General features: G+C 54.8%; 15 protein-coding genes. 11 read left to right on the forward strand and 4 right to left on the reverse strand.

Annotated features, from left to right (window positions below; genetic code table 11):
- Nucleotides 1–117 precede the first annotated feature (117 nt).
- From traK to EQG79_RS28105, 11 genes are all read left to right on the forward strand, one after another.
- The gene (gene traK, locus EQG79_RS28060) at nt 118–732 is read left to right on the forward strand and encodes a conjugative transposon protein TraK (protein ID WP_129606109.1); all 615 of its coding nucleotides are present in this window, start codon (nt 118–120) and stop codon (nt 730–732) included.
- Between the two features lies 1 nt (nt 733).
- Nucleotides 734–970: a hypothetical protein gene (locus EQG79_RS28065; protein WP_129606111.1), complete on the forward strand. Its 237-nt coding sequence runs from the start codon at nt 734–736 to the stop codon at nt 968–970.
- 2 nt (nt 971–972) lie between these two features.
- The gene (gene traM / locus EQG79_RS28070) at nt 973–2,496 is read left to right on the forward strand and encodes a conjugative transposon protein TraM (RefSeq protein ID WP_129606113.1); all 1,524 of its coding nucleotides are present in this window, start codon (nt 973–975) and stop codon (nt 2,494–2,496) included.
- Nucleotides 2,497–2,516: 20 nt separating this feature from the next.
- Entirely contained in the window at nt 2,517–3,692 is a 1,176-nt protein-coding gene (gene traN, locus EQG79_RS28075) for a conjugative transposon protein TraN (protein ID WP_129606115.1), read from the forward strand.
- Between the two features lie 3 nt (nt 3,693–3,695).
- Entirely contained in the window at nt 3,696–4,259 is a 564-nt protein-coding gene (locus EQG79_RS28080) for a conjugal transfer protein TraO (protein ID WP_129606117.1), read from the forward strand.
- Nucleotides 4,260–4,346: 87 nt separating this feature from the next.
- The gene (locus tag EQG79_RS31660; protein ID WP_394343327.1) at nt 4,347–4,679 is read left to right on the forward strand and encodes a DUF6660 family protein; all 333 of its coding nucleotides are present in this window, start codon (nt 4,347–4,349) and stop codon (nt 4,677–4,679) included.
- A 109-nt stretch (nt 4,680–4,788) separates the two neighbouring features.
- Entirely contained in the window at nt 4,789–9,195 is a 4,407-nt protein-coding gene (locus EQG79_RS28085; RefSeq protein ID WP_129606119.1) for a CusA/CzcA family heavy metal efflux RND transporter, read from the forward strand.
- A 24-nt stretch (nt 9,196–9,219) separates the two neighbouring features.
- The gene (locus EQG79_RS28090) at nt 9,220–10,473 is read left to right on the forward strand and encodes an efflux RND transporter periplasmic adaptor subunit (protein WP_129606121.1); all 1,254 of its coding nucleotides are present in this window, start codon (nt 9,220–9,222) and stop codon (nt 10,471–10,473) included.
- A 91-nt stretch (nt 10,474–10,564) separates the two neighbouring features.
- On the forward strand, nt 10,565–11,218 hold the full coding sequence (locus EQG79_RS28095; protein ID WP_129606123.1) for a DUF1345 domain-containing protein: 654 nt from the start codon (nt 10,565–10,567) through the stop codon (nt 11,216–11,218).
- A gap of 19 nt (nt 11,219–11,237) precedes the next feature.
- The gene (locus tag EQG79_RS28100; RefSeq protein ID WP_129606125.1) at nt 11,238–11,879 is read left to right on the forward strand and encodes a hypothetical protein; all 642 of its coding nucleotides are present in this window, start codon (nt 11,238–11,240) and stop codon (nt 11,877–11,879) included.
- Nucleotides 11,880–11,887: 8 nt separating this feature from the next.
- Nucleotides 11,888–13,906 (forward strand): heavy metal translocating P-type ATPase, encoded by a 2,019-nt coding sequence (locus EQG79_RS28105; RefSeq protein WP_129606127.1) that lies wholly within the window; start codon nt 11,888–11,890, stop codon nt 13,904–13,906.
- An 88-nt stretch (nt 13,907–13,994) separates the two neighbouring features.
- On the opposite strand, the gene EQG79_RS28110 is transcribed toward EQG79_RS28105, so the two are convergent.
- The 4 genes from EQG79_RS28110 to EQG79_RS28125 are packed head-to-tail and all read right to left on the reverse strand — an operon-like array spanning nt 13,995 to nt 20,161.
- Nucleotides 13,995–14,732, reverse strand: coding sequence for a COG4705 family protein (locus EQG79_RS28110; protein WP_129606129.1), 738 nt, complete (start codon nt 14,730–14,732; stop codon nt 13,995–13,997).
- Complete coding sequence (locus tag EQG79_RS28115) at nt 14,729–17,893, reverse strand: efflux RND transporter permease subunit (RefSeq protein ID WP_129606131.1); 3,165 nt, start codon at nt 17,891–17,893, stop codon at nt 14,729–14,731. Before EQG79_RS28115 ends, EQG79_RS28110 begins: the two co-directional genes overlap by 4 nt.
- Nucleotides 17,890–18,852 carry an efflux RND transporter periplasmic adaptor subunit gene (locus EQG79_RS28120; protein ID WP_129606133.1) on the reverse strand — a complete coding sequence of 321 codons (963 nt, stop codon included), beginning with the start codon at nt 18,850–18,852 and terminating at the stop codon, nt 17,890–17,892. The genes EQG79_RS28115 and EQG79_RS28120 overlap by 4 nt, the downstream gene beginning before the upstream one ends.
- A complete protein-coding gene (locus EQG79_RS28125) occupies nt 18,827–20,161 on the reverse strand; it encodes a TolC family protein (protein ID WP_129606135.1) in 1,335 nt (444 codons plus the stop codon). The genes EQG79_RS28120 and EQG79_RS28125 overlap by 26 nt, the downstream gene beginning before the upstream one ends.
- Nucleotides 20,162–20,450: the final 289 nt, after the last annotated feature.

A 20,450-nucleotide genomic window follows, 5' to 3' on the forward strand; every position in this document is an offset into this window, starting at 1 on the left:
GGCTACGCGAAACACCTTCGTCTTTCATGACAAAGGAGCGGCTATTTCTATCTATGACCAGCGAAGTAATCCGCTGTTAGTCAAATCAGTAGTGAGTAACCCTTACCAACGTACCCGATGAAACAGCTTTTGCAACTGGAAAAAGACTTTCAGCGGGGCCGCTGGCTGCTGGTGGCAGCGTTTGGCTTCAGCCTGATTATCTCGCTTACGGCGGTGGTATTGGCTTTCAAATACAGCAATGAGTTCAGCAAGCGTATTTACCTCGTAAACCGGGGCGAAGCCATTCAGGTAACGTGCGGCAATGTAACGGACAACCGCCCGGCAGAACTGCGGCATCACGTCGGTCGTTTTCACGAGTTATTCTTCACCGTGTCGCCCGACCCAAAATCCATCGACGAAAACATTCGGCGGGCGATGTTTCTCTGCGACGAATCGGCCAAGAGGCTGTACAACAACCTGTCGGAGCAAAATTTCTACCGCGACATGGTGCAGGGTAACGTCACGCAACGGGTGCAGATCGACTCAGTCGTGGCCGACCTGCGGCACTACCCCTACCAAGCAGTCACCTACGCCCGGCTAGTACAGGAACGGGCAACGGCCATCGTCCACCGCAACCTAGTCACGGAAACCACCCTGGTCGACGTGAATCGTTCGGACAACTCGCCCAATGGACTGTTGATGCGGGATTTTCATATTCTCTCATCCCGCGTTACGCAGGAATACAGCAAATAAGATGCTTCGCTTTCGCTCCCGTATCTCGACGGTTACCGATACCGATAAGCTGACAAACGAACAGCACCCAGCGTTCCGGCTGGGTACGTTCCTCGGCAGTTGGCTAACGGCTCGTGAACAACAATTGGCTAACTGGCTCAATCAGGCGCAGCACCGGATCAGCTTTCAGTTACGAAATATCCTTTTAGGACTGATTGGCCTGTTTTTTCTACTCTATTTCATTGCCTTACTGACCTAATCATGGAGCTTAATCAGTCAGAACAACACCCTTTATTTGATACAACGTCGGACCAAACACCTGCGCCGGGCAACGAAACTCTGCAAAAAGGCAAGCTAGGCCGTAAACAGATTTTCCTGCTGTTGGGTGGCTTTGTGTTTCTCCTGGGGGTTGCCATTTTCGGTTTTATGGGTGGGTTCATCCAATCCGATTCGCCTACGGAATCGAGTATCCCCAACGATGCCGGAGCCTCGTCGCTGGCTCCGCCCGAAGCCCGCCCGCACAGCCTTGACCACCGCGAAAAGTACGACAAGTATGGCTTTGACGGAGCCTCGCTTAGTCCCACTACATCGGGGGCGATGGACCGGCAGGCCGCAGCAGGCACCCAACTGCTCACGGGGAAAGACCCTTCGGCCTTGCGCGGATCAAATGAGTCGCTGAGTGAGTCGGACTTGCAGATAATGAGTCGGCAAACTGGTCCAACAACGGCACCGTATCAAACGGCTGCCGAGCGCAAAACACTGCGGCAACGGCAGTTGAAGCAGCAATTTGGTCATCAGCAAGCCGAGCGGGAGGCTATTTACCGAACCATGCACCGTTCGCCTAAAGGAAAAGAACAAGTGGCCGAAGAACGGGTTGCCCGGCGCGAACGTGACCTCGACCGGCAGACCGCCGATGCGCTGCTGAAGCAAATGGAAACGGCTAATCAGCGGTTTGCAGGTACGTCAGCAGGAGGTCAGGGAGCCTCACCCGCTACGTCGCTCAACATGAGTGAGTACCAGCAGTTGAAGCAACTGCATAACGGCGAGTTGCCCCCCTCCTACCGGGCCTACTTCAAACGGGAAATTGAAGCCGAAAATGGGGCAAAAACAGGCGAACGTGATGCTTCTGTTGCCAACTCCCTAAGCGACGAAGCTGACTTACCAGCGCGAAAGGCAATAAATTTAAGTAACGTTGGCTTTTACGGACTGAGTAGCCAAACCCGTATAGATCCCGTTCCTAAAGCTGGCTCTGGTCAATCCATTCCGGCAGTCATCCACGGTGACGGTGAGGCCATAACGGTACAGCAGGGCAGTTCTGTCAAGATCCGGCTCCTCAACGAAACGCCCCTGCGGGTGGCTGGCAAGTGGGTAACGCTGCCCGCTCACACGCTCTTAACGGGTACGTGTTCCATTGGGCAGGACCGGCTCAACATCACCGTTACGAGTCTACGAATAGGGTCGGAGATTTATCCGATTAGCTTCAATGTCTTCGATTTAGACGGTCGAGCCGGGTTGTCGGTGCCTAACCTGTCTCAAAAGAACCAACTCGCGCAGGGCGCGGCCCGTTCGGCGGGTCAGGCAGTATCGTCACCGTATTATTTCGTGCCACAGGGTTCATTCGGGCAGCAGGTGGGTAGTCAGGTGGCTATGCAGGTCACGAATACGGCCTTCCAGGGAATTCGCTCGCTGTTACAGACCAAGCTAAATGCGGTTAAAGTGACCGTCAAGCCCAATTATCGGGTTTTCCTCCGCTCCGAAGGGGCCAATTCAATGGCAACTGAATAACAAGTTTTCTTTCAACTTACATGACACGCCTTATCCTACTCTATTTTCTTGCCTTTAGCGCGTGGACGGCCCACGCCCAGTCCGTGAAAGCCACGAAGGCGACGCGGGCATTCTCATCTTTGGGTAAACCGGTACGTGCTAAAACGTCCCTGTATGCAGCTATTCAGCCGTTGGCCGTGAAGGGAATTTCCTCGTCCGTTCCCAGCATCCCTTCGGCAGTGACTACGCCAATGGTGGTTCAGACATCGTCAAAACAACGCGATGAGAAAACGCTTAATCCAGCCAATCCAACCGTCAACGTTGCGAATCCGGCACTGGTGGGGTCCATCCGTACTAAACCGTACCTACTCCCCATTGATCGGGCTGCGGTCAGAGGGTCGTATCCGTTGGGCATTTCGGATCGAAAGACAACGCACATCATCTTTCCGGCCCGAATTCAAGAGTTTGATGCTGGTACGGATTACGTATTAGCTCAGATCCCCGAAACGGTAAGGAACGTACTACGCATCAAAGCCAATCCGAAGGCAACCGCTTTTTGCCGGGCTGATTCAGGCCGCGAAACAAACATGACGGTGATGACGGAAGATGGTGGTTTTTATTCGTTTCTGGTTCGTTACCAGGACGAACCGGAGGTGCTGAACATCAACATGGCCAACAACCTGTCGGCGGACGAATATACCAGCCGGACGCTGGGCATCAACCGGGCCACTACCATTACTCTGACCGCTTCGGCAACAGCGACCAACGGAACTCCACCGGTGAGCGACTTACTCTACCAGTGTCAGCGTATCGCGGATCGCAAGGCATTCATTCGCAACATTGGTGCCTCGACCATGCGAATCAGCAACCTACTGACGGGCATCTATGTAGCTGACAAGGTGATGTATATGCAGTTCACCATTCGCAACGACAGTCAGATTGACTATGAGGTCGATTTCGTTAAGTTTTACGTCCGCGACAAGGACGTACTCAAGCGTATGGCTGCGCAGGAGGTCGAGCTAAAACCTCACGCCCACTATCCCGAATCATTTACGCTGCTTCGCGCCAAAGCGGAACGTACCGTCGTGTACGCACTGCCGGTAACAACGATTACCGAAGACAAAATCATCGACGTGGAGCTGTACGAGAAAAACGGCGGGCGGCACCTGCGCTATCAGATTGAAGCGGACGTAGTACTGTTAGCCAAACCCCTGTAAATCATGCGCCGTATTTTGTTTTTTCTATTAGTGAGTTTTCCGTCGCTATTGCCCGCGCTCGCTCAGGTACATTTAAAAGGGCAACGGTTTGTTGAGGTACAAGCGGGCCTGACGGATGATTTCCGCCTAACCAAAAACCAACTGGGCATCAACGCCCTAATCAGTACGGGTCGGTACAACCGACAGTACAACGCCTGGAAACTGACCGTAAGCTACGTACACAAACAACACGCTCTTGCTGATTCGGGCGGTAACCTAACGCTGCGTCAGTTCGGCGTTGGTTGGGGTTATGAGTTTAACCTGTGGCGAAATGCAACCCGTACCCGATTTGTCCGAGGAGTGGTACAGCCGACCGTTTTCTACGAAACAGTCGGCAACCCGCAGAAGACCCTCTCTGACACCCTTCAATCAAGTGCAGGTACGTCCCGATTCCTGTTGGGGGGCGACGTTGGCTTAGAGTTGGAGTGGTCGCCAATCCTATTCAGTGTTCGGCAACGCTGGCTGCCCAAATCAACCCTTCAGCCGTTTCATACGCTGCTTTCGATTGGGTGGCGGTTTCACCAATGACAAGCTGGTCTATTCACCAGTACACATAACCTGTTTTTGACTACCTGTTGCATAAAGGTTTGCCGTACCTTTGTGTTCGTGAAGTGGATGACGATCATAATAGCCCTCTACGTACTTGGCCTTTCTATGTGGCCTTGTGCGGATGAAGCCCTGCCGACAAATCGGCAAGAGCGGAGGGCTGTCTTGATCGCAGCATCAGTTCCGGTGCCAGCCCCAGTGCATGACCACCATGATGCCTGCACACCCTTCTGCACTTGTGCCTGTTGCGCGGCTACGATCAATATTACTCCGCACTTTAGTTACAGTGTAATGCCAATGGTTGAGCTTGTACCGATAGCAACAGCCATTTTTCAGTACGTCCCCGTTCAGTGGGCGTCTCCGCTTTCTGCCATCTGGCAACCCCCTCAACTTCGGGTCTGAACACCCTCGCCGTACGCGTTGGCTGCTTGTGCTACGTCCTTTCGGGCGATAGCACTGTTGTCTGTATGCGTCCGGCATTTTCATATTGTCCATTTGTTCAGACCCGACCATGCTGGATCGCATCATCCATTTTTCCATTCAGAACAAGCTCATCATCGGCCTCTTTACGCTGGCCCTGGTGATCTGGGGCGGCTACTCGCTGAGTCGGCTACCCATCGATGCCCTGCCCGACATCACGAACAATCAGGTGCAGGTCATCACCCAAAGCCCGGCCCTGTCGGCCCCCGACGTAGAACGGCTTATTAGCTTTCCCATCGAGCAAACGATGGCCACCCTGCCTGACTTAGTCGAGGTACGTTCCATATCCCGTTTTGGCCTGTCGGTCGTCACCATCGTCCTTCAGGATAACGTTGACATCTATCTAGCCCGTCAGCAGGTTTTCGAGCGGCTTCAACAAGCTCGCTCTCAGATTCCTGCTGACGCGGGCAATCCCGAACTAGCCCCGGTTACGACGGGTCTCGGCGAGATATATCAATACGTTTTGCGGGCTAAACCCGGTTACGAAAAACGCTACCCGGCGATGGAGCTGCGCTCGATTCAGGACTGGATCGTTCGGCGGCAACTACTCGGCACCAAGGGCGTGGCCGATGTGAGCAGCTTCGGCGGTTTTCTCAAACAGTATGAAGTAGCCGTCGATCCTCAACGGCTACGGGCCTCCGGGGTAACGATGGACGATCTGTTCACGGCACTCCAAAAAAACAACCGGAATACCGGCGGAGCCTACATCGACCGTCGGCCCAATGCCTATTTTATTCGCTCGGAAGGGCTGATTAATACCGTGGCGGACATCGGTAAAATCATGGTGCGTCGGAATCCCAACGGCATACCGGTATTGGTGCGCGATGTCGCCCAGGTAGGGCTGGGGTCGGCGGTTCGCTATGGAGCGATGACCCGCAACGGAGAGGGCGAAGTGGTTGGGGCTATTGTGATGATGCTCAAAGGGGCCAATTCATCTCAGGTAATCGGAAACGTCAAGCAGCGCATCGAGCAAATCAAGAAGTCGTTGCCCGAAGGCGTGGAAATTCACGCTTTCCTCGACCGCACAAAACTTGTTAACCGCGCCATTGGCACGGTGCAAAAGAACCTCATCGAGGGGGCATTGATCGTGATTTTTGTGTTGGTACTGCTGCTGGGTAACTGGCGGGCGGGCTTGGTGGTGGCCTCGGTGATTCCACTGGCCATGCTCTTTGCCGTATCGCTGATGAATCTGTTCGGCGTGTCGGGCAACCTGATGAGCCTGGGGGCCATCGACTTCGGGTTGATCGTCGATGGAGCCGTCATCATCGTGGAAGCAACCCTGCACCACATCGCCCTGAAGAACTTCCGGCATAACCTTTCGCAAACTCAGATGGACGAGGAGGTGTACGAATCGGCCAGCCGCATCCGTTCCTCGGCAGCTTTTGGCGAGATTATCATTTTGATCGTGTACCTGCCGATTCTGGCTTTGGTGGGTGTGGAAGGCAAGATGTTTCGTCCAATGGCGCAGACCGTAGCGTTTGCTATTCTGGGGGCGTTCATCCTCTCGCTTACCTACGTACCAATGGCCTCGGCCCTGCTACTGAGTAAGAAACCGGTCAAGGAGGGAGCGCGTACCATCTCCGACCGCATTATGGGCTTTTTCCACCGATTGTATGACCCGGCCATCCGTTGGACACTGAGCCATAGAGGGCTGGTGGTTGGTTTATCCGTTGGCCTGTTTGCCGTCGCGCTGTTCATCTTCAGTCGATTAGGCGGAGAGTTCATCCCGCAGTTGGACGAGGGAGATTTTGCCGTCGAAACCCGCGTGATGACGGGCGCGTCACTCTCACAGTCGGCAGATGCTTCACTGCAAGCCGGTAAGGTGTTGAAAGACAACTTCCCGGAGGTGATTGAAGTCGTGAGTAAGATTGGGGCCAGCGAGATTCCTACAGATCCGATGCCCATTGAGGCCGCCGACGTAATGGTTATTCTCAAAGACCGGAGCGAGTGGACCTCAGCGAGCAGCCGGGAGGAACTGGCGGAGAAGATGCAGGAGAAGTTGAACCAGATTCCGGGCGTGAGTTTTGGTTTTCTGCAACCGATCCAGATGCGCTTCAGCGAGTTGATATCCGGCGTGAAGCAGGACATTGCCATTAAGCTCTATGGCGAAGACCTCAATGTCTTAGCCGATTACGCGGCCCGCATTGGCCGGGTGGCAGGTACGGTACCGGGTGCCGAAGACCTCTACGTGGAGCAGGTATCGGGACTCCCTCAGATCGTGGTGAATTACGACCGCGATGCGCTGTCGCGTTTTGGTTTGTCGGTTGAGGATGCCAACCGCTACCTACAGGCCGCGTTTGCCGGTTCGTCGGCGGGGTTAGTGTATGAGGGCGAACGGCGGTATGATTTGGTGGTGCGCCTACAGCAGCAGAGCCGTCAACGGCTCGAAGACGTACAGAATCTGTTGGTGACGACGGTAGACGGTCAAGCTGTCCCTTTGGGGCAACTTGCGGATGTCTCGTTTCAGAATAGCGTCAACCAGATTCAACGCGAAGATGCCAAACGGCGCATCATTGTGGCCTTCAATGTCAGGGGCCGCGACGTGGAGAGCGTCGTCAACGAACTGCAACGCAAACTGGATGCTCAGATTAAGCTGCCAGTCGGGTATTACGTCACTTACGGGGGGCAGTTTCAGAATCTTCAGGAAGCTAAAGACCGGCTCAGTATCGCCGTGCCGGTGGCGTTGGGGCTGATTTTCCTCCTGCTATTCTTTACGTTCGGTTCGGTGCGGCAAAGCCTGCTCATCTTCTCCGCCATTCCGCTATCGGCTATCGGGGGCGTGATCGCGCTCTGGCTCCGCGATATGCCGTTTAGTATCTCGGCGGGGGTAGGCTTTATCGCCCTCTTCGGGGTGGCGGTGTTGAATGGCATCGTACTGATTGGTGAGTTTAACCACCTCAAGGCTGAGTCGGAGTTGGACCTGCGTGACCGAATTTTGCAGGGCACGGCCACCCGGCTACGCCCCGTGATGATGACCGCCCTGGTGGCCTCACTCGGCTTTTTGCCGATGGCTTTGGCAACCACCGCCGGTGCGGAGGTGCAACGTCCTTTAGCAACCGTCGTTATCGGCGGATTGGTGTCAGCTACGCTCCTAACCTTGCTGGTGTTGCCGTGTCTTTACTGGTGGGAGCAAACTGGTTTTGGGAAACGCAACGTTGGCAGGACACCCGCTATGGCGAGTAAACTAGTTGGTTTGCTGTTGATCGGAACGCTGATTGGGGTGGGAATAAATACGGCGAAAGCGCAGATACCCCAATTGGCTACAAGCCCTTTAACGCTCGACGCGGCTTTACAACAGGCTATCGCCAACAACGGTACGAGTCGCATCAGTACGCTGGGCGTGGCGCAGCAGCAAACCGGTCGCCGGGCGGCCCGTGACATCGGGGCTACCAGTTTCGGCTGGACCGGTGGGCAGTACAACAGCATCAACTTCGACAACAACTTTACCGTTACTCAAACCCTGCCGAATCCAAAACTGGTGCGCCAACTAGGCCGACTCGCCGATGCGAACGTCACGGGCGCGGAAGCACAGGCGCGGCTCACGCAGAACGGCTTACGAGCGCAGGTGAAAGCGGCCTACTTCGATTTATTGTACCTGGCCGAACGACGGCGGTTGCTGCGGGCGCAGGACAGCCTGCTGGTAGCATTTCGGTCGGCTACGGAACTGCGGCAACGTACCGGTGAAGGCACGGCGGTGGAAGTTGCCACGGCGACCAACCAGTTGGGCGAGATTCGTAATGCACTGGCGCAAACCGAAGCCGACCGACAAATTGCCCTGAGTCGGCTACAAACGTTGCTCAACACTGACGGCCCTGTCAGTTTATCCGACTCAACGCTCACGCGCCGGACGTTACCCGCCCTGACCGACTCGGCTACGCTGGCTCAAACGCCCGAACTGACTTTGTTGCGGCAGCAGATCGACATAGCGGCCCGCCAAACCGATGTCGAGCAGGCCCGGCTGCTTCCCTCCTTCTCGGTGGGTTATTTCAATCAGTCGCTCATCGGTACGTACCTGGTTGGTCAGCAGGAGGTGTACTATGGAGGAGGTCGGCGATTCCAAGGGTTGACGGCAGGCGTAGCTATTCCAATCTTCCGAAAACCGCAGCAGGCTCGCGTGGAAGCCGCCCGGCTGGGGCAGCAGGTCGGCGAAGCCACACTGGCTCTGACCCAACGCAATTTGCAGGGTGAGCTAAGGGCCACCATCCAGGAAATTCGGAAGCTGCAAAGTTCGCTCACGTACTATGAACAAACGGGATTGCCAACCGCCCGGCTGCTGGCCGACAAAGCCGGTGTGGCCTTTCGGGCGGGTGAAATTGGCTACCTCCAGTATTCGCAGGCCATCACGCAGGCTTATCAAACGCGCGCCAGTTACGTCGACGTACTGGGGGCGTACAATCAAACTGTCATTCGCTTAGAACAACTGCTGGGCTTACCCTAAGATAACCGCTTCGGCGTTCCAATCATGAAACGAATTTTGTATAGTATCAGCCTGTTGTGGCTGCTTACCGGGTGCGGGGATACCGCCCAAAAAGAAAGTGAGACAACGGCGGAGGCAAAATCGGCGGCTGAAAAAGCCCACGAAGAAGCCCCAACAGACATCGTTGAACTGACCGATGATCAGATCCGCATCGGGGCTATCAGCACAGGCCAGATCGAGTACCGCAACCTGGGTCAGCTTCTGCAAGTCAATGGCCGATTGGCCGCTCCCGCCCAGAGCCAGGTAGCCATTACGGCCCTGCAAGGAGGTTTTGTGCGGAGCCTGCCGCTGTTACCCGGTCAGCCGGTTCGCAAAGGGCAGGTGCTGGCTCGCATCGAGAACCCAGACCTGGTGCAGTTTCAGCAGGACTATGCTGAAAACCATAGCCGCCTGACGTACCTGGATGCCGAGTACGCCCGCCAAAAAGAACTGAGTGAGCAAAACGTGAGTGCGCTGAAAGTGTTTCAGCAAACAGCCTCGGAGCGCAATCAGGTACGTTCCCGCCTGGGTGGCCTGGCGCAACGGTTGCGGCTGGTAGGCTTATCGCCCCAAGCCGCGTTGGATGGTAAATTTAGTGCTACCTACGTCGTCGTAGCACCGGTATCGGGCATCGTGACCGACGTACCTGCCACAGTAGGCCAGTATGTGCAGCCCGCCGATATCATGGCCCGGCTTACCAGTAGTCAGGGTCTGTACGCTGAATTAACGGTATTTGAAAAAGACTTGCCCCAGCTACGGGAGGGCCAGCGGGTTAGCCTCCGGCTCAACAACGAAGGTGGTCGGGAGCGGAGTGGGCGCATCACTTACATCAACCGAACCATCGAAGCCGACCGGTCGGTCCGGGTCGTGGCCCGGCTTGATCAGCCGGATACTCGTCTGGCTCCTAATACCTTTTTGAAAGCTACCTTGGATCTAGGCGACAGCCGGGTAACAGCCCTGCCCGAAGGGGCTATTGTGTCGGCAGAAGGCAAGGATTACATTTTCATTGCCACCGACAAACGGGCACCCGAACGCCACGACGGTACGGCGACTCAGCACAAGGAAGGTCAAATGGAGCAGCACGGTACAACATTTAAGCAAATTCCGGTGCGCCGGGGCGTGACAGAAGGCGGCTATTCGCAGGTGACACTACCCGGCACGCTCGATTTGAGCAAGGTAAAGGTGGTGGTGAAAGGCGCATTTGCTGTCCTCTCGCAACTCCAGGCCGCCGGTGGCGAAGAGGAAGGTCACGCTCATTAATAGGAAACCGGGCCTGCCCAATCTCATTTTAGGCAGGCCCAGTTAGTTAGTTGAAGCAATTTCCGGTAACACAACCTTTTTCAACGATCCAATGAGCAATACAAATGCCTATAAGCCAACGTTAACTGCTTTATCCCGGTCGCTGATTGCCCTTGCCGTTGGTGGTTCAGTGTGGCTACTGACAGCAGGTCGGTTGGGTTGGCAAACACGATTGTTGTTGGGATGGGTAGCCTACGCGGTGACCGTGCTGGTATTGATCTGGCTGATTATTATGCGGGCTGATGCCAAAGAGACGGCTCAGCGGGAAGACGAAAGCCGACCGGCTATTTTTCTTTTCACGGTTGGTGGGGCTTTGGTAAGCCTGGTGGCCGTAATCATTCTATTGGGCACAGTCAAGGGCTTGTCGTCCTCCGAAGCCACGCGACACGTAATCCTGTCGGGAATAACCGTGGTTAGTTCGTGGATATTGACACACAGCATCTTTACGCTGCACTATGCCCGTTTATACTATGATCCTGACAAGACGGAACGAGTTGGTAGTCTGGACTTTCCGGGAGATGAACCACCCGATTACCTTGATTTTGCCTACTACTCGTTTGTGATCGGCATGACGTTTCAGGTATCGGACGTAGCCATTACGGCCAAACCAATTCGGCGGCTGACCCTGTTGCATAGCGTTCTGTCTTTTGCCTTCAACACGCTCATTATCGCGTTGACAATCAATACGCTGTCCGGTCTGTTATGACGTACAACCCAACTAAACGATGGATGCGATCTTTATCGGAAGCCTGACACTAAGCCTGTTGCACGCCCTAATACCCAGCCATTGGCTGCCCTTCGTAACCATCGGGCAAACCGAGCGGTGGAGTCTGCGGCAGACGCTCACCGTCACGGCTATTGCGGGACTGGCTCATACCGTCAGTACCACCCTGCTGGGCGTACTGGTGAGTCTGGCGGGGCGGCAACTGGCCGAGAATTATCACGACCTGTCGGAGCGGGCTATTCCACTGCTTCTGTTGGCGTTAGGTATCTGGTATTTGATGCAACACCTGCGGCACCGGCATGTTCACGATCACATTGATGCTGGGTCGGTCCGTAAGCACCGTTCCTTCTCAGCCCTGCTGTTGTCGCTGGTACTGGCGATGTTTCTGTCACCCTGTCTGGAGATCGAAACCTACTTCCTCAGCGCAGGTGCGAAGGGCTGGGCAGCGGTGTGGCTGGTGGCCCTCATCTATAACACCATCACGCTATCGGGAATGCTCCTGATGGTCATGCTCGGACGACGGGGTTTGCAGCAAGTCAACGCGCACTGGCCTGGCGCGGCCCGGTTCGAGCACAACGAGAACCTGATTACCGGCCTGACCCTCGTCGGGCTGGCACTAGTCAATTTTTTCATCGAATTCTGACCAATAACATGGCACAAAATCATAACGATCCGGCGTTTCGGCGCGACCACGATGCCGATGGGCATGACCACGATCACGACCACGACGATGTGGAGCTGATCGAGGAGGGCACTACCCCGGCTGCGGATGCTGCTCCGGCAAAAAAAGGCCCAGAACAAACCTGGCGCACCTATGCCCCGGCTATTAGTAGTTTGGTGCTGCTGCTGAGCGGTATCGCCCTGGATAAGTACGCTACCGGTTGGTTCAAAGACCCTGTGCGGCTTATCTGGTACATTGTGGCGTATCTGCCCGTTGGCTGGCCGGTGCTGCGCCGGGCGTGGAGCAGCAGCATCCGGGGCGATGTCTTTACCGAATTTTTCCTGATGAGCGTAGCCACCCTCGGCGCGTTTGCCATTCGCGAATACCCAGAAGGGGTAGCCGTGATGCTGTTTTACACCATCGGCGAGTTGTTTCAGGATGCCGCCGTGCTGCGGGCGCGTCGGTCGATCAAGGCCCTGCTGGACGTGCGGCCCGATGAAGTGACGGTGCTCAAAGAGGGGAAAGCGCAGGTAGTAAAGGCTGCGACCGTAGCGGTGGGGGATGTCGTACAGATCAAGCCGGGCGAGAAGGTCGGGCTGGACGGAACCATGCGTTCCAGTGCCGGTACGTTCGACACGGCAGCCCTAACGGGTGAAAGCGTTCCACGCACCATCGAAAAAGGAGAGGCTGTACTAGCCGGCATGATTAACCGCCAATCGCTGATCGAGATGGACGTAACGACTCCTTATCAAGACTCCAAGCTGTCCCGTATTCTAAAGTTAGTGCAGCAGGCAACGGGTCGCAAAGCCCAGACGCAGGAATTCATTGCCCGCTTCGCTAAAGTGTACACGCCCATTATCTGTTTACTAGCGGTATTAATCACCGTCGTACCCTATTTCTTCGTGGCCGATTACCGCTTTGCCGACTGGCTCTACCGGGGTTTGGTGTTTTTGGTCATTGGTTGCCCCTGTGCATTGGTTATCTCTATACCGCTCGGCTATTTCGGCGGTATCGGAGCCGGGTCGCGGCAAGGTATACTATTCAAAGGCTCGGTATTTTTAGACCTGATGACCCAGCTTAAAACGGTCGTTATGGATAAAACGGGTACGTTGACCAAAGGAGTGTTCAAGGTACAGGAAGTGAAGGCAGTGGGCATAGAGGCAGGCCAATTGGCTCGGCTGACGGCGGCTTTGGAAAGCAAATCGACCCACCCGGTAGCCACCGCAATTTTAGACTATGTAGAAACTGGATACGATGCGGTGTCAGTTGATGAGGTTGAAGAAATAGCCGGTCATGGGCTGAAAGGCCGGGTTGACGGTAAAGAGATGTTGGCCGGTAACGCCAAGCTGCTTCGGAAGTTCAACGTAGCGTTCGACGAGGCCCTAACCAAAATTCCTTACACCATCGTGATGACGGCCATCGATGGCCAATTTACGGGCTACTTCACCATTGCCGACGAAGCCAAACCCGATGCCATAAAGGCAGTGGCTCGTTTGAAAGCCGAAGGCATCCGTACCGTGATGCTGTCGGGTGACAAAAGCGCGGTGGTCGAAGCGGTCGCTAAACAAGTGGGGGTAGACGAATGGCACGGCGATCTGTTGCCCGAAGATAAAGTAACGCAGGTCGAGCGGCTCAAAGCCGAATTGGCCGGTAATACAAAGGCGAAGCTGGCGTTCGTGGGTGACGGCGTGAACGACGCACCGGTGGTGGCTCTGGCCGACGTAGGCATGGCAATGGGGGGCTTAGGCTCCGATGCGACCATCGAAACCGCCGATGTAATTATTCAAAACGACGAGCCGTCCAAGATTGCCACCGCTATTGAGATTGGCCGGGCCACACGGCGAATTGTGTGGCAAAACATTACCCTCTCGCTGGTAGTAAAAGGCATCGTACTGGTATTGGGGGCTGGTGGCCTGGCCACGATGTGGGAAGCAGTCTTCGCCGATGTGGGTGTGGCAATGCTGGCTATTTTGAACGCCGTGCGGGTGCAAAATCTCAAGTTCAATTGATAAACGTGTCGCGTTCCATCGTCACTACTAAGAAAGGCTGATGACGATGGAACGCGGCAGGATACAGATGTCTCCGTGTTTTGTTTACTCAACTCAGCCGGTGTTCTTTTCGCTGAAACGATGTGAATGCGACAAGACCAATCAACAAACCAAAAAGAATCAGCGATGATCCTTGGGTACCAAAGCCAAGACCCCCTTTGTTAGTCGATTTAGTGAGCAGGTCACCAAACGTGGCACCGAACGGACGAGTCAGCACGAAGGCAATCCAGAACAGTACGACTGAAGAAATTCGGCTGAAATAGTGCGCCAGAATAACCAAACCGATTAACGAGCCAATCAGCAGCGCACCACCGCCGAAGCCCAATCCCGAATCATCAGCCAGGTAATCACCCAAGGCTGTTCCCAGCGTATTGGAAACGAGAATAGCGGTCCAGTAAAAACTTTCGGGTCGGGCTGTTTTGATATCTGTCACCGACAAACTTTTCTCCGACCGATACCACACCGCCAGAACAACTCCCAGCAGTACCACCAAAATGGCCGAGCCGGTTGCATAGCCAAGCCCAAGCGTTCGGTCCATATAGTCCGACATCGTTGTCCCGGCGGTGCTGGTCGCTAAAATAACCGACCAGTAAAGGGCAGGTACGTAACGTTTGGCGCGGAGTTGTAGCAGTAGAACAACCACGAAAAAACCAATCAGTATCAGCGAACTAAGGCCGTAGCCTACATTCAGCGTCTGCGCCAACAGGTCACCTGCTGTTTCGCCCAGGGTTGTTGCACAGATTTTCATAACCCAGAACAGCAGGGTGATTTCAGGTACTTTTTTCATGATGGATGGATTACGCGCCTATGGAACAAAGCCCGAAGCGCAGTGGGAAGAACTAACAGCAGCAGGGGTAATCCGGCAACGAAGCCGCCAATCACCGCGACTGCCAGCGGCTGTTGCATTTGCGCCCCCAGCCCAAAACCCAGTGCCAGGGGCATCAGGGCAAGGATGGCCCCGATGGCCGTCATTAGTTTGGGGCGAAGCCGCAGGGCAATGGCATAGTTGACCGACTCGTCCACATCACCGGTTCGGGCCAGCGTGTGTTCAAACTGATTGACCGTGAAAATGGCGTTCTCAGCGATGATACCCACAATCATGATGATACCCGTGTAGCTACTCACGTTCAGCGGGATGCCAGTTAAGTACAGTGCAGTAATACAACCGGTGATGCCCAGCAGCGAGAGCAGTAACACCAGCACCGATAGCCACCAGTCTTTGAATAGGAACATCAGCACGGCCAATACCAATAACGAGGCCAGTGTCAGAATGAGCAGTAATTCACCAAACGACTGTTGTTGCTGGGCGTACGCTCCGCCGTAGCCAACCGTGTAGCCCTGGGGTAGAGGCAACTTTTGAGCAAACTGCGTTTGTATATCGCGGATTGTGCTGCCTAAGTCCCGCCCGTTCAGCCGGGCAGTCAGCACCACGGAGGATTTAAGATCTTCACGTCGTTGCTCAATCTCTCCGCCCAGCACCGTTACCCGGCAGAAGAAGGATAGCGGTCGGGTGGTGCCGTCAGGTAGGAAGATCAGTACGTTCCTTAGCTTATCTAAATCGTTTTGGTCAAAGTTGGCAAAGCGCAACACCATCCGGCGCATCTGCTCGCCATCCTGAAACGAGCCGACTTGAATCCCCGCCGTGAGGGCCGCCTGCGCGGGCGAGGGTACGGGCTGGGCCGCGTTGGGGCCGAGGGATACGCCCCCCGTGTAGGCCGTAAGTTGAGTCTGAAAGTCGATCAAGCCAATCTTGTACTGACTCAACTTAGCCTGATCCGGCTCGAAAACCAGCGACGGCCCCGCTTCAACCAACCCGTCGTTTACGTCGACCACCCCCGGTATCGTCTCCAGAATGCCCGATGCCTGTTTGGAAAGCGTTTGTAACAGGATGTAATTATCACCGAACAGCTTGATCTCGATTGGCTGGGGGGTACTCATGAGATCACCTAACAGATCGGCGATACGCTGACCGAACGAAATACTCAGCACCGGTTGAGCGGCATTGATACGTGTCCGCAGATCGTCAATGACTTCGACGGTCGTTTTGGTTCGGTTTGTTTTTAGCTGAATCGAATAGTCGCCGAAATTGGGCGGCACCCCCCGGAACCCCATGCTGATGCCCGTTCGTCGGGAATAGGTCGCCACGTTGGAATCGGCCACAATAATCTTTTCCGCTTGGCGCAGAATCCGATCCGTTTCCTGGATAGACGTACCCGGTGGCGTGAAGTAATCCAGCACGATAGTCCCCTCGTCGAGGTCGGGCAGAAAGCCGGTTTCTAAACGACCGTATGAGAACCATGCTCCAAAACCCAGCAGCCCCACTAAAAGTAATGACACAACCGGCTTGGTGAAGAGCTGCGTTAACCAGTACAGCCGACGTACCTGAGCGAATTCATCGACAGCATGAGCGTTCTTGGAAGCTTTGAAACCAATTAATAGGTGCAGTACCGGCAGCAACAGCCACGTTACTAAAAAAGAACAGACCATCGTGATCTGCATGGTATCGGATAGCTCCCGAAAGAAGCTACCAGCCAGCCCGCTCATCAGTCGAAATGGAAAGTGAATGACGATGGTAGAAAGCGAGGAGCCAACCATCGCCGGAAACAGGTTATGAAGGGCCTCCTGCACCACGGCAAACCGGTTTTTCTCCGGTTCCTCTTCATGGACGCGGTAGATCTGTTCGATGATAACGATGGCATCGTCGATGATCAGCCCGATAGAAGCAGCAATTGCCCCCAACGACATAATATTAATGCTAATGCCCACCACGTAAAGCACTAAAATCGTAAAGGCCAGCGTAACGGGAATCGTCAGCAACACCACCGTGGAAGCCCGCCACGACCGTAGAAAGACGATCATGACCAAGATAGCCAGCAGCAACCCTTCGTAAATGGTCTTGATGACACTGTGAACACTATCGCCCACGAACGCCGACTGGTCATAGTAGGGTTTGAGCCGCATACCACGGGGCAGGATCTTACGAACCTCAACCGCTTTGGCCTCAGCGTTTTTAGCAAAGTCAATCAGGTTCACGCCCGGCTGTTTGACCAAATCGATTTGCACCGCTTGGTGACCATTGGCGTTGATCACTAAAAATTCCTGTTGCTGTTCCTGCACCTCAACACGGGCAACTTCGCCGAGCGTTACCATCCGGGTACCGTCGTTTTTGACAATCAACGCATTCAGTGCGTCCACGTCGAGCACTCGTGTGTCGGTCAGCGTCAGGTAAAGCCGTCTGTAGTCGGCTACGTAGCCGTTGGACAGTACGTTATTGTTGGCGTTGATGGCGGTTATGAGAGCCGAGATGGGCAAGTTCACCGAAGCCAGTTTCACCGCATCGGGTATGACCACAATCTCTTTAGCCTTTCCTCCCCGCACCACGACGTTAGCAATACCCGATACCTGCGAAAACAGAGGACGTACCAGCAAGTTGGCGCGATCTCGCAACGCAACTAATCCGTGCTGGTCGCTTTCCAACGTATAGCCATAGACCGGAAACAGCGACTGGTTCATGGCCTCAATGGAGAGGTTCACGCCCGGCGGCAAGAAGTTGCGAATCTCATTGATCCGGCTCTCGACCTGCGTCTTCTGGGTGTAAATATCCTGCCCCCACTTGAAAAACACGTCGATGGTGCAACTACCCCGGCTGGTGCTGCTCTTAACAATCGTTACGCCATTGACTTTCTTAACCGCGCTCTCCAGCGGCTTGGTAACGGTAATCATCATCCGATCAATGGGCTGCTGACCGTTGTCGACAATGATGGATACACGCGGGAACAGTACTTCGGGAAACAGATTGGTCTGCATCCGGGTATAGGCATAGATACCGGCGATCAGCAACAACACACCCGTGAACAGAATGGGGCGACTAAACACCTCAAAATAAGAACGACGAACCGGTTCATTGGTTGGCGTAGTCGTGGCGGAAGCAGAGGGCTGTTCGGTCATCGCTTTGCCGGAGTTACCAGTACACGGGCTGTGTCGGGCAGGCCGTAATTGCCTTCGGTGACGATGCGGTCACCAATTCCGAAGTGGGGGGAACGTACCTCTACTGTCGTGGTCGTTCGTTCGCCAAGCTGAACGGGCACTTTGATCGCCGTGCTATCATTCAGCAGTCGCATAACCCAAAAGTGTTGCAGCATCTCGTCGCTGAGTACGGCGGCTTTGGGCAGCAACTGGGCTTGGGCGTTAGCCTGGCTGGTCACGTCAACCTGTACGGTTAGGTTTTCGGGGAGTGGAATGGGGCGAGTAATGCGCGCTAATACACTCTGAGTTTGAGCCAGCGCGTTGACCGTCGTTAAGGGGGTGGTGAACGTAGCAGTCAGGGCGCGGCCATCGGGCAAACGTACCCGGCAGGTTCGACCGGGCCGGGCCAGAGCCTCATATTCGTAAGGCACGTTGACCTGCACGGCCAAGGCACTATTTTCTGCGATGGTGCAAAGCTGGGTGCCCTCCAGCACGTAGTCGCCCGTTTGCTGCTTATCGAACGTACTGATCACGCCCCCCGACGAGGCCCGCACCGTGACTAAGCCAATAATGGCTGTATCGCCCGAAATAGCCAGTCTTCCCAGGGCGCGTCGCTCCTTAGTTTCTAATTGGTAGAGCGGCTGGCCGGCACGTACCTGTGCGCCCAGGCTAACGTACACTTTTGTGACGAAGGCGGCCACGGGTGCCGTAATGGCATTTCGGCGCAGATACAGCGTCGTCCCGAACAGCGTCAGGCTATTGCTGATGCCGCCCCGACCAACGGCCTGCACGGTAACGGGCGTTCGGGCGGTGCGGGTTTGCTGCTGGGACGCATCGGTAGCCTGCGGCTTGTTGCAGGCAAACAAGCCCATCAGCAGCAGCACGCCTGTAGATAGCTGAAGACTAAGCCGTTCACTACCAGTTATAATAATTGTACGCATTGACAAGTAGTTGACGATTCGATTGAATCAGTAAGGCATCGCGCCGAACGGCGACCATGTTTTTCAGAACGGTGATGTAATTGATAATGGAAAGCTGACCCTGTAGAAGTTCGCGCCGGTAAGAAGCCAGCACGGCTTCGTAGCCCGCTATCTGCTGCCGGAACACGGCGAGTCGTTCGTCAAGCCCTCTTAACTCACCCCGTATCCGCTCCCGACGCACCCCATTCTGCGTGTCGATGAACCGGCGGTAGTTGCCCAGGCTCTGTTGTAGGATACTGGTGCGTTGCGCGTTGATACGCTTCTGGTGCCCGTCGAAGAGTGTCCAGACCAGGGAAACGCCCGCACTAAACCCAAAGCGACGGGGGATGTCGGGGATGTAGGACGTATTTAGCCCGGCGTTACCGAACGCAATCCATTGAGGTCGGTAACGCAAATCGAAAATGGTTTGCTGGGCAGTTAGGGCTACGCTATCCAAAGCGTATCGTTGCGTGAATCCAGAGGGTACTGAGCCGATGTCGGGAGCCATGACCAAGTTCAGTGGAGCCAAATTGACTAACGTGGTATCGGCGATGCCGCTTAACGCATTCAACTCGAGTACATCCCGTCGGTAGGCCGTTTGGTAGCCAACGCGCAGATTCTGCTGGGTTTGGGCTTCGATGTCAACCAGCGTTAGGTCCGATTGCTTGAGCAGCGAAGACTCGACAAACTTCTGGACAATCTGCCGCTGTTCGCGTAGCACCCGCAACAGGCTATCGGTATACTGCACCTGCAAGCGGTCCTGCAAACACAGAATGTACTGATCGGTAACAATCTTTTCAACGTCGTGCTGACCCAGCCGGATCACCGTCTGACCAACCTGAGAAGCCAGCACAAACGGCGCGGCAAATGCTTTTGCCCGAAATAAATTAGAAATGGGTTGCGTGGCCGAGACCAGTCCCTGATACAAGCCACCGTTGGACACCGCCAAATCGTACCCGAAGTAGTTGGTTGCTCCCGACGAATTAAGTTCTGGATGAAAGCCGCCTTTATCGGTTGAGAAGATCGGAGAGAACTGTGCGTTGCCCGTCACCTGCACCAGCGGTTTCGTGTATAATGCCTGAAGACGTTGCGCTTCAAATGCGTTAGCCTGCAACTGGTTTTGGTTATCGCGAACAAGCGGACTGGTCTGCCGGGCATTTTCCAAATAAAAGTCCAATGCCCGTTGGGGCTGGCCGGATTGAGCCAATACGCTGACTGGCGAAACCAGATACAGTCCAGTCAACAACAGCACTACCCTCAGCTTGCTGTCCTCTGGTTGTTTCGTTTGCATACGCTGTCCATCAGTGATTCTCTTGATGCCCTGATAAAAAAGCACCACGCCCAAATCCAATTCGGTTTGGGTAATGCAAACGTCGTGGTCAATCTTGAAGTAAATCTGTACCTAGTACTGATGCTGTTTATGAAGCGTTAGCGCAAACGAATCAGCTTCTGACAGACCGATTGATCCTTACTGCACGGAATCTACTGCTTCAGATTTGCCTCAGAATCTCCCTGTACGTTTGATGTGATTTTCAGCCGCACTCGCTTCGCTTTTGGAAAAATTCGATTCGATCAGGCAA

It is taken from the genome of Spirosoma sordidisoli (assembly GCF_004138325.1).
Classification (GTDB): Bacteria; Bacteroidota; Bacteroidia; order Cytophagales; family Spirosomataceae; genus Spirosoma; species Spirosoma sordidisoli.

What these genes read in the sequence shown, in the direction of transcription:
- traK (WP_129606109.1), top strand. Translation starts at nt 118, where the DNA reads ATGAAACAGCTTTTGCAACTGGAAAAAGACTTTCAGCGGGGCCGCTGG.
- EQG79_RS28065 (WP_129606111.1), top strand. Translation starts at nt 734, where the DNA reads ATGCTTCGCTTTCGCTCCCGTATCTCGACGGTTACCGATACCGATAAG.
- traM (WP_129606113.1), top strand. Translation starts at nt 973, where the DNA reads ATGGAGCTTAATCAGTCAGAACAACACCCTTTATTTGATACAACGTCG.
- traN (WP_129606115.1), top strand. Translation starts at nt 2,517, where the DNA reads ATGACACGCCTTATCCTACTCTATTTTCTTGCCTTTAGCGCGTGGACG.
- EQG79_RS28080 (WP_129606117.1), top strand. Translation starts at nt 3,696, where the DNA reads ATGCGCCGTATTTTGTTTTTTCTATTAGTGAGTTTTCCGTCGCTATTG.
- EQG79_RS31660 (WP_394343327.1), top strand. Translation starts at nt 4,347, where the DNA reads ATGACGATCATAATAGCCCTCTACGTACTTGGCCTTTCTATGTGGCCT.
- EQG79_RS28085 (WP_129606119.1), top strand. Translation starts at nt 4,789, where the DNA reads ATGCTGGATCGCATCATCCATTTTTCCATTCAGAACAAGCTCATCATC.
- EQG79_RS28090 (WP_129606121.1), top strand. Translation starts at nt 9,220, where the DNA reads ATGAAACGAATTTTGTATAGTATCAGCCTGTTGTGGCTGCTTACCGGG.
- EQG79_RS28095 (WP_129606123.1), top strand. Translation starts at nt 10,565, where the DNA reads ATGAGCAATACAAATGCCTATAAGCCAACGTTAACTGCTTTATCCCGG.
- EQG79_RS28100 (WP_129606125.1), top strand. Translation starts at nt 11,238, where the DNA reads ATGGATGCGATCTTTATCGGAAGCCTGACACTAAGCCTGTTGCACGCC.
- EQG79_RS28105 (WP_129606127.1), top strand. Translation starts at nt 11,888, where the DNA reads ATGGCACAAAATCATAACGATCCGGCGTTTCGGCGCGACCACGATGCC.
- EQG79_RS28110 (WP_129606129.1), bottom strand. Translation starts at nt 14,732, where the DNA reads ATGAAAAAAGTACCTGAAATCACCCTGCTGTTCTGGGTTATGAAAATC.
- EQG79_RS28115 (WP_129606131.1), bottom strand. Translation starts at nt 17,893, where the DNA reads ATGACCGAACAGCCCTCTGCTTCCGCCACGACTACGCCAACCAATGAA.
- EQG79_RS28120 (WP_129606133.1), bottom strand. Translation starts at nt 18,852, where the DNA reads ATGCGTACAATTATTATAACTGGTAGTGAACGGCTTAGTCTTCAGCTA.
- EQG79_RS28125 (WP_129606135.1), bottom strand. Translation starts at nt 20,161, where the DNA reads ATGCAAACGAAACAACCAGAGGACAGCAAGCTGAGGGTAGTGCTGTTG.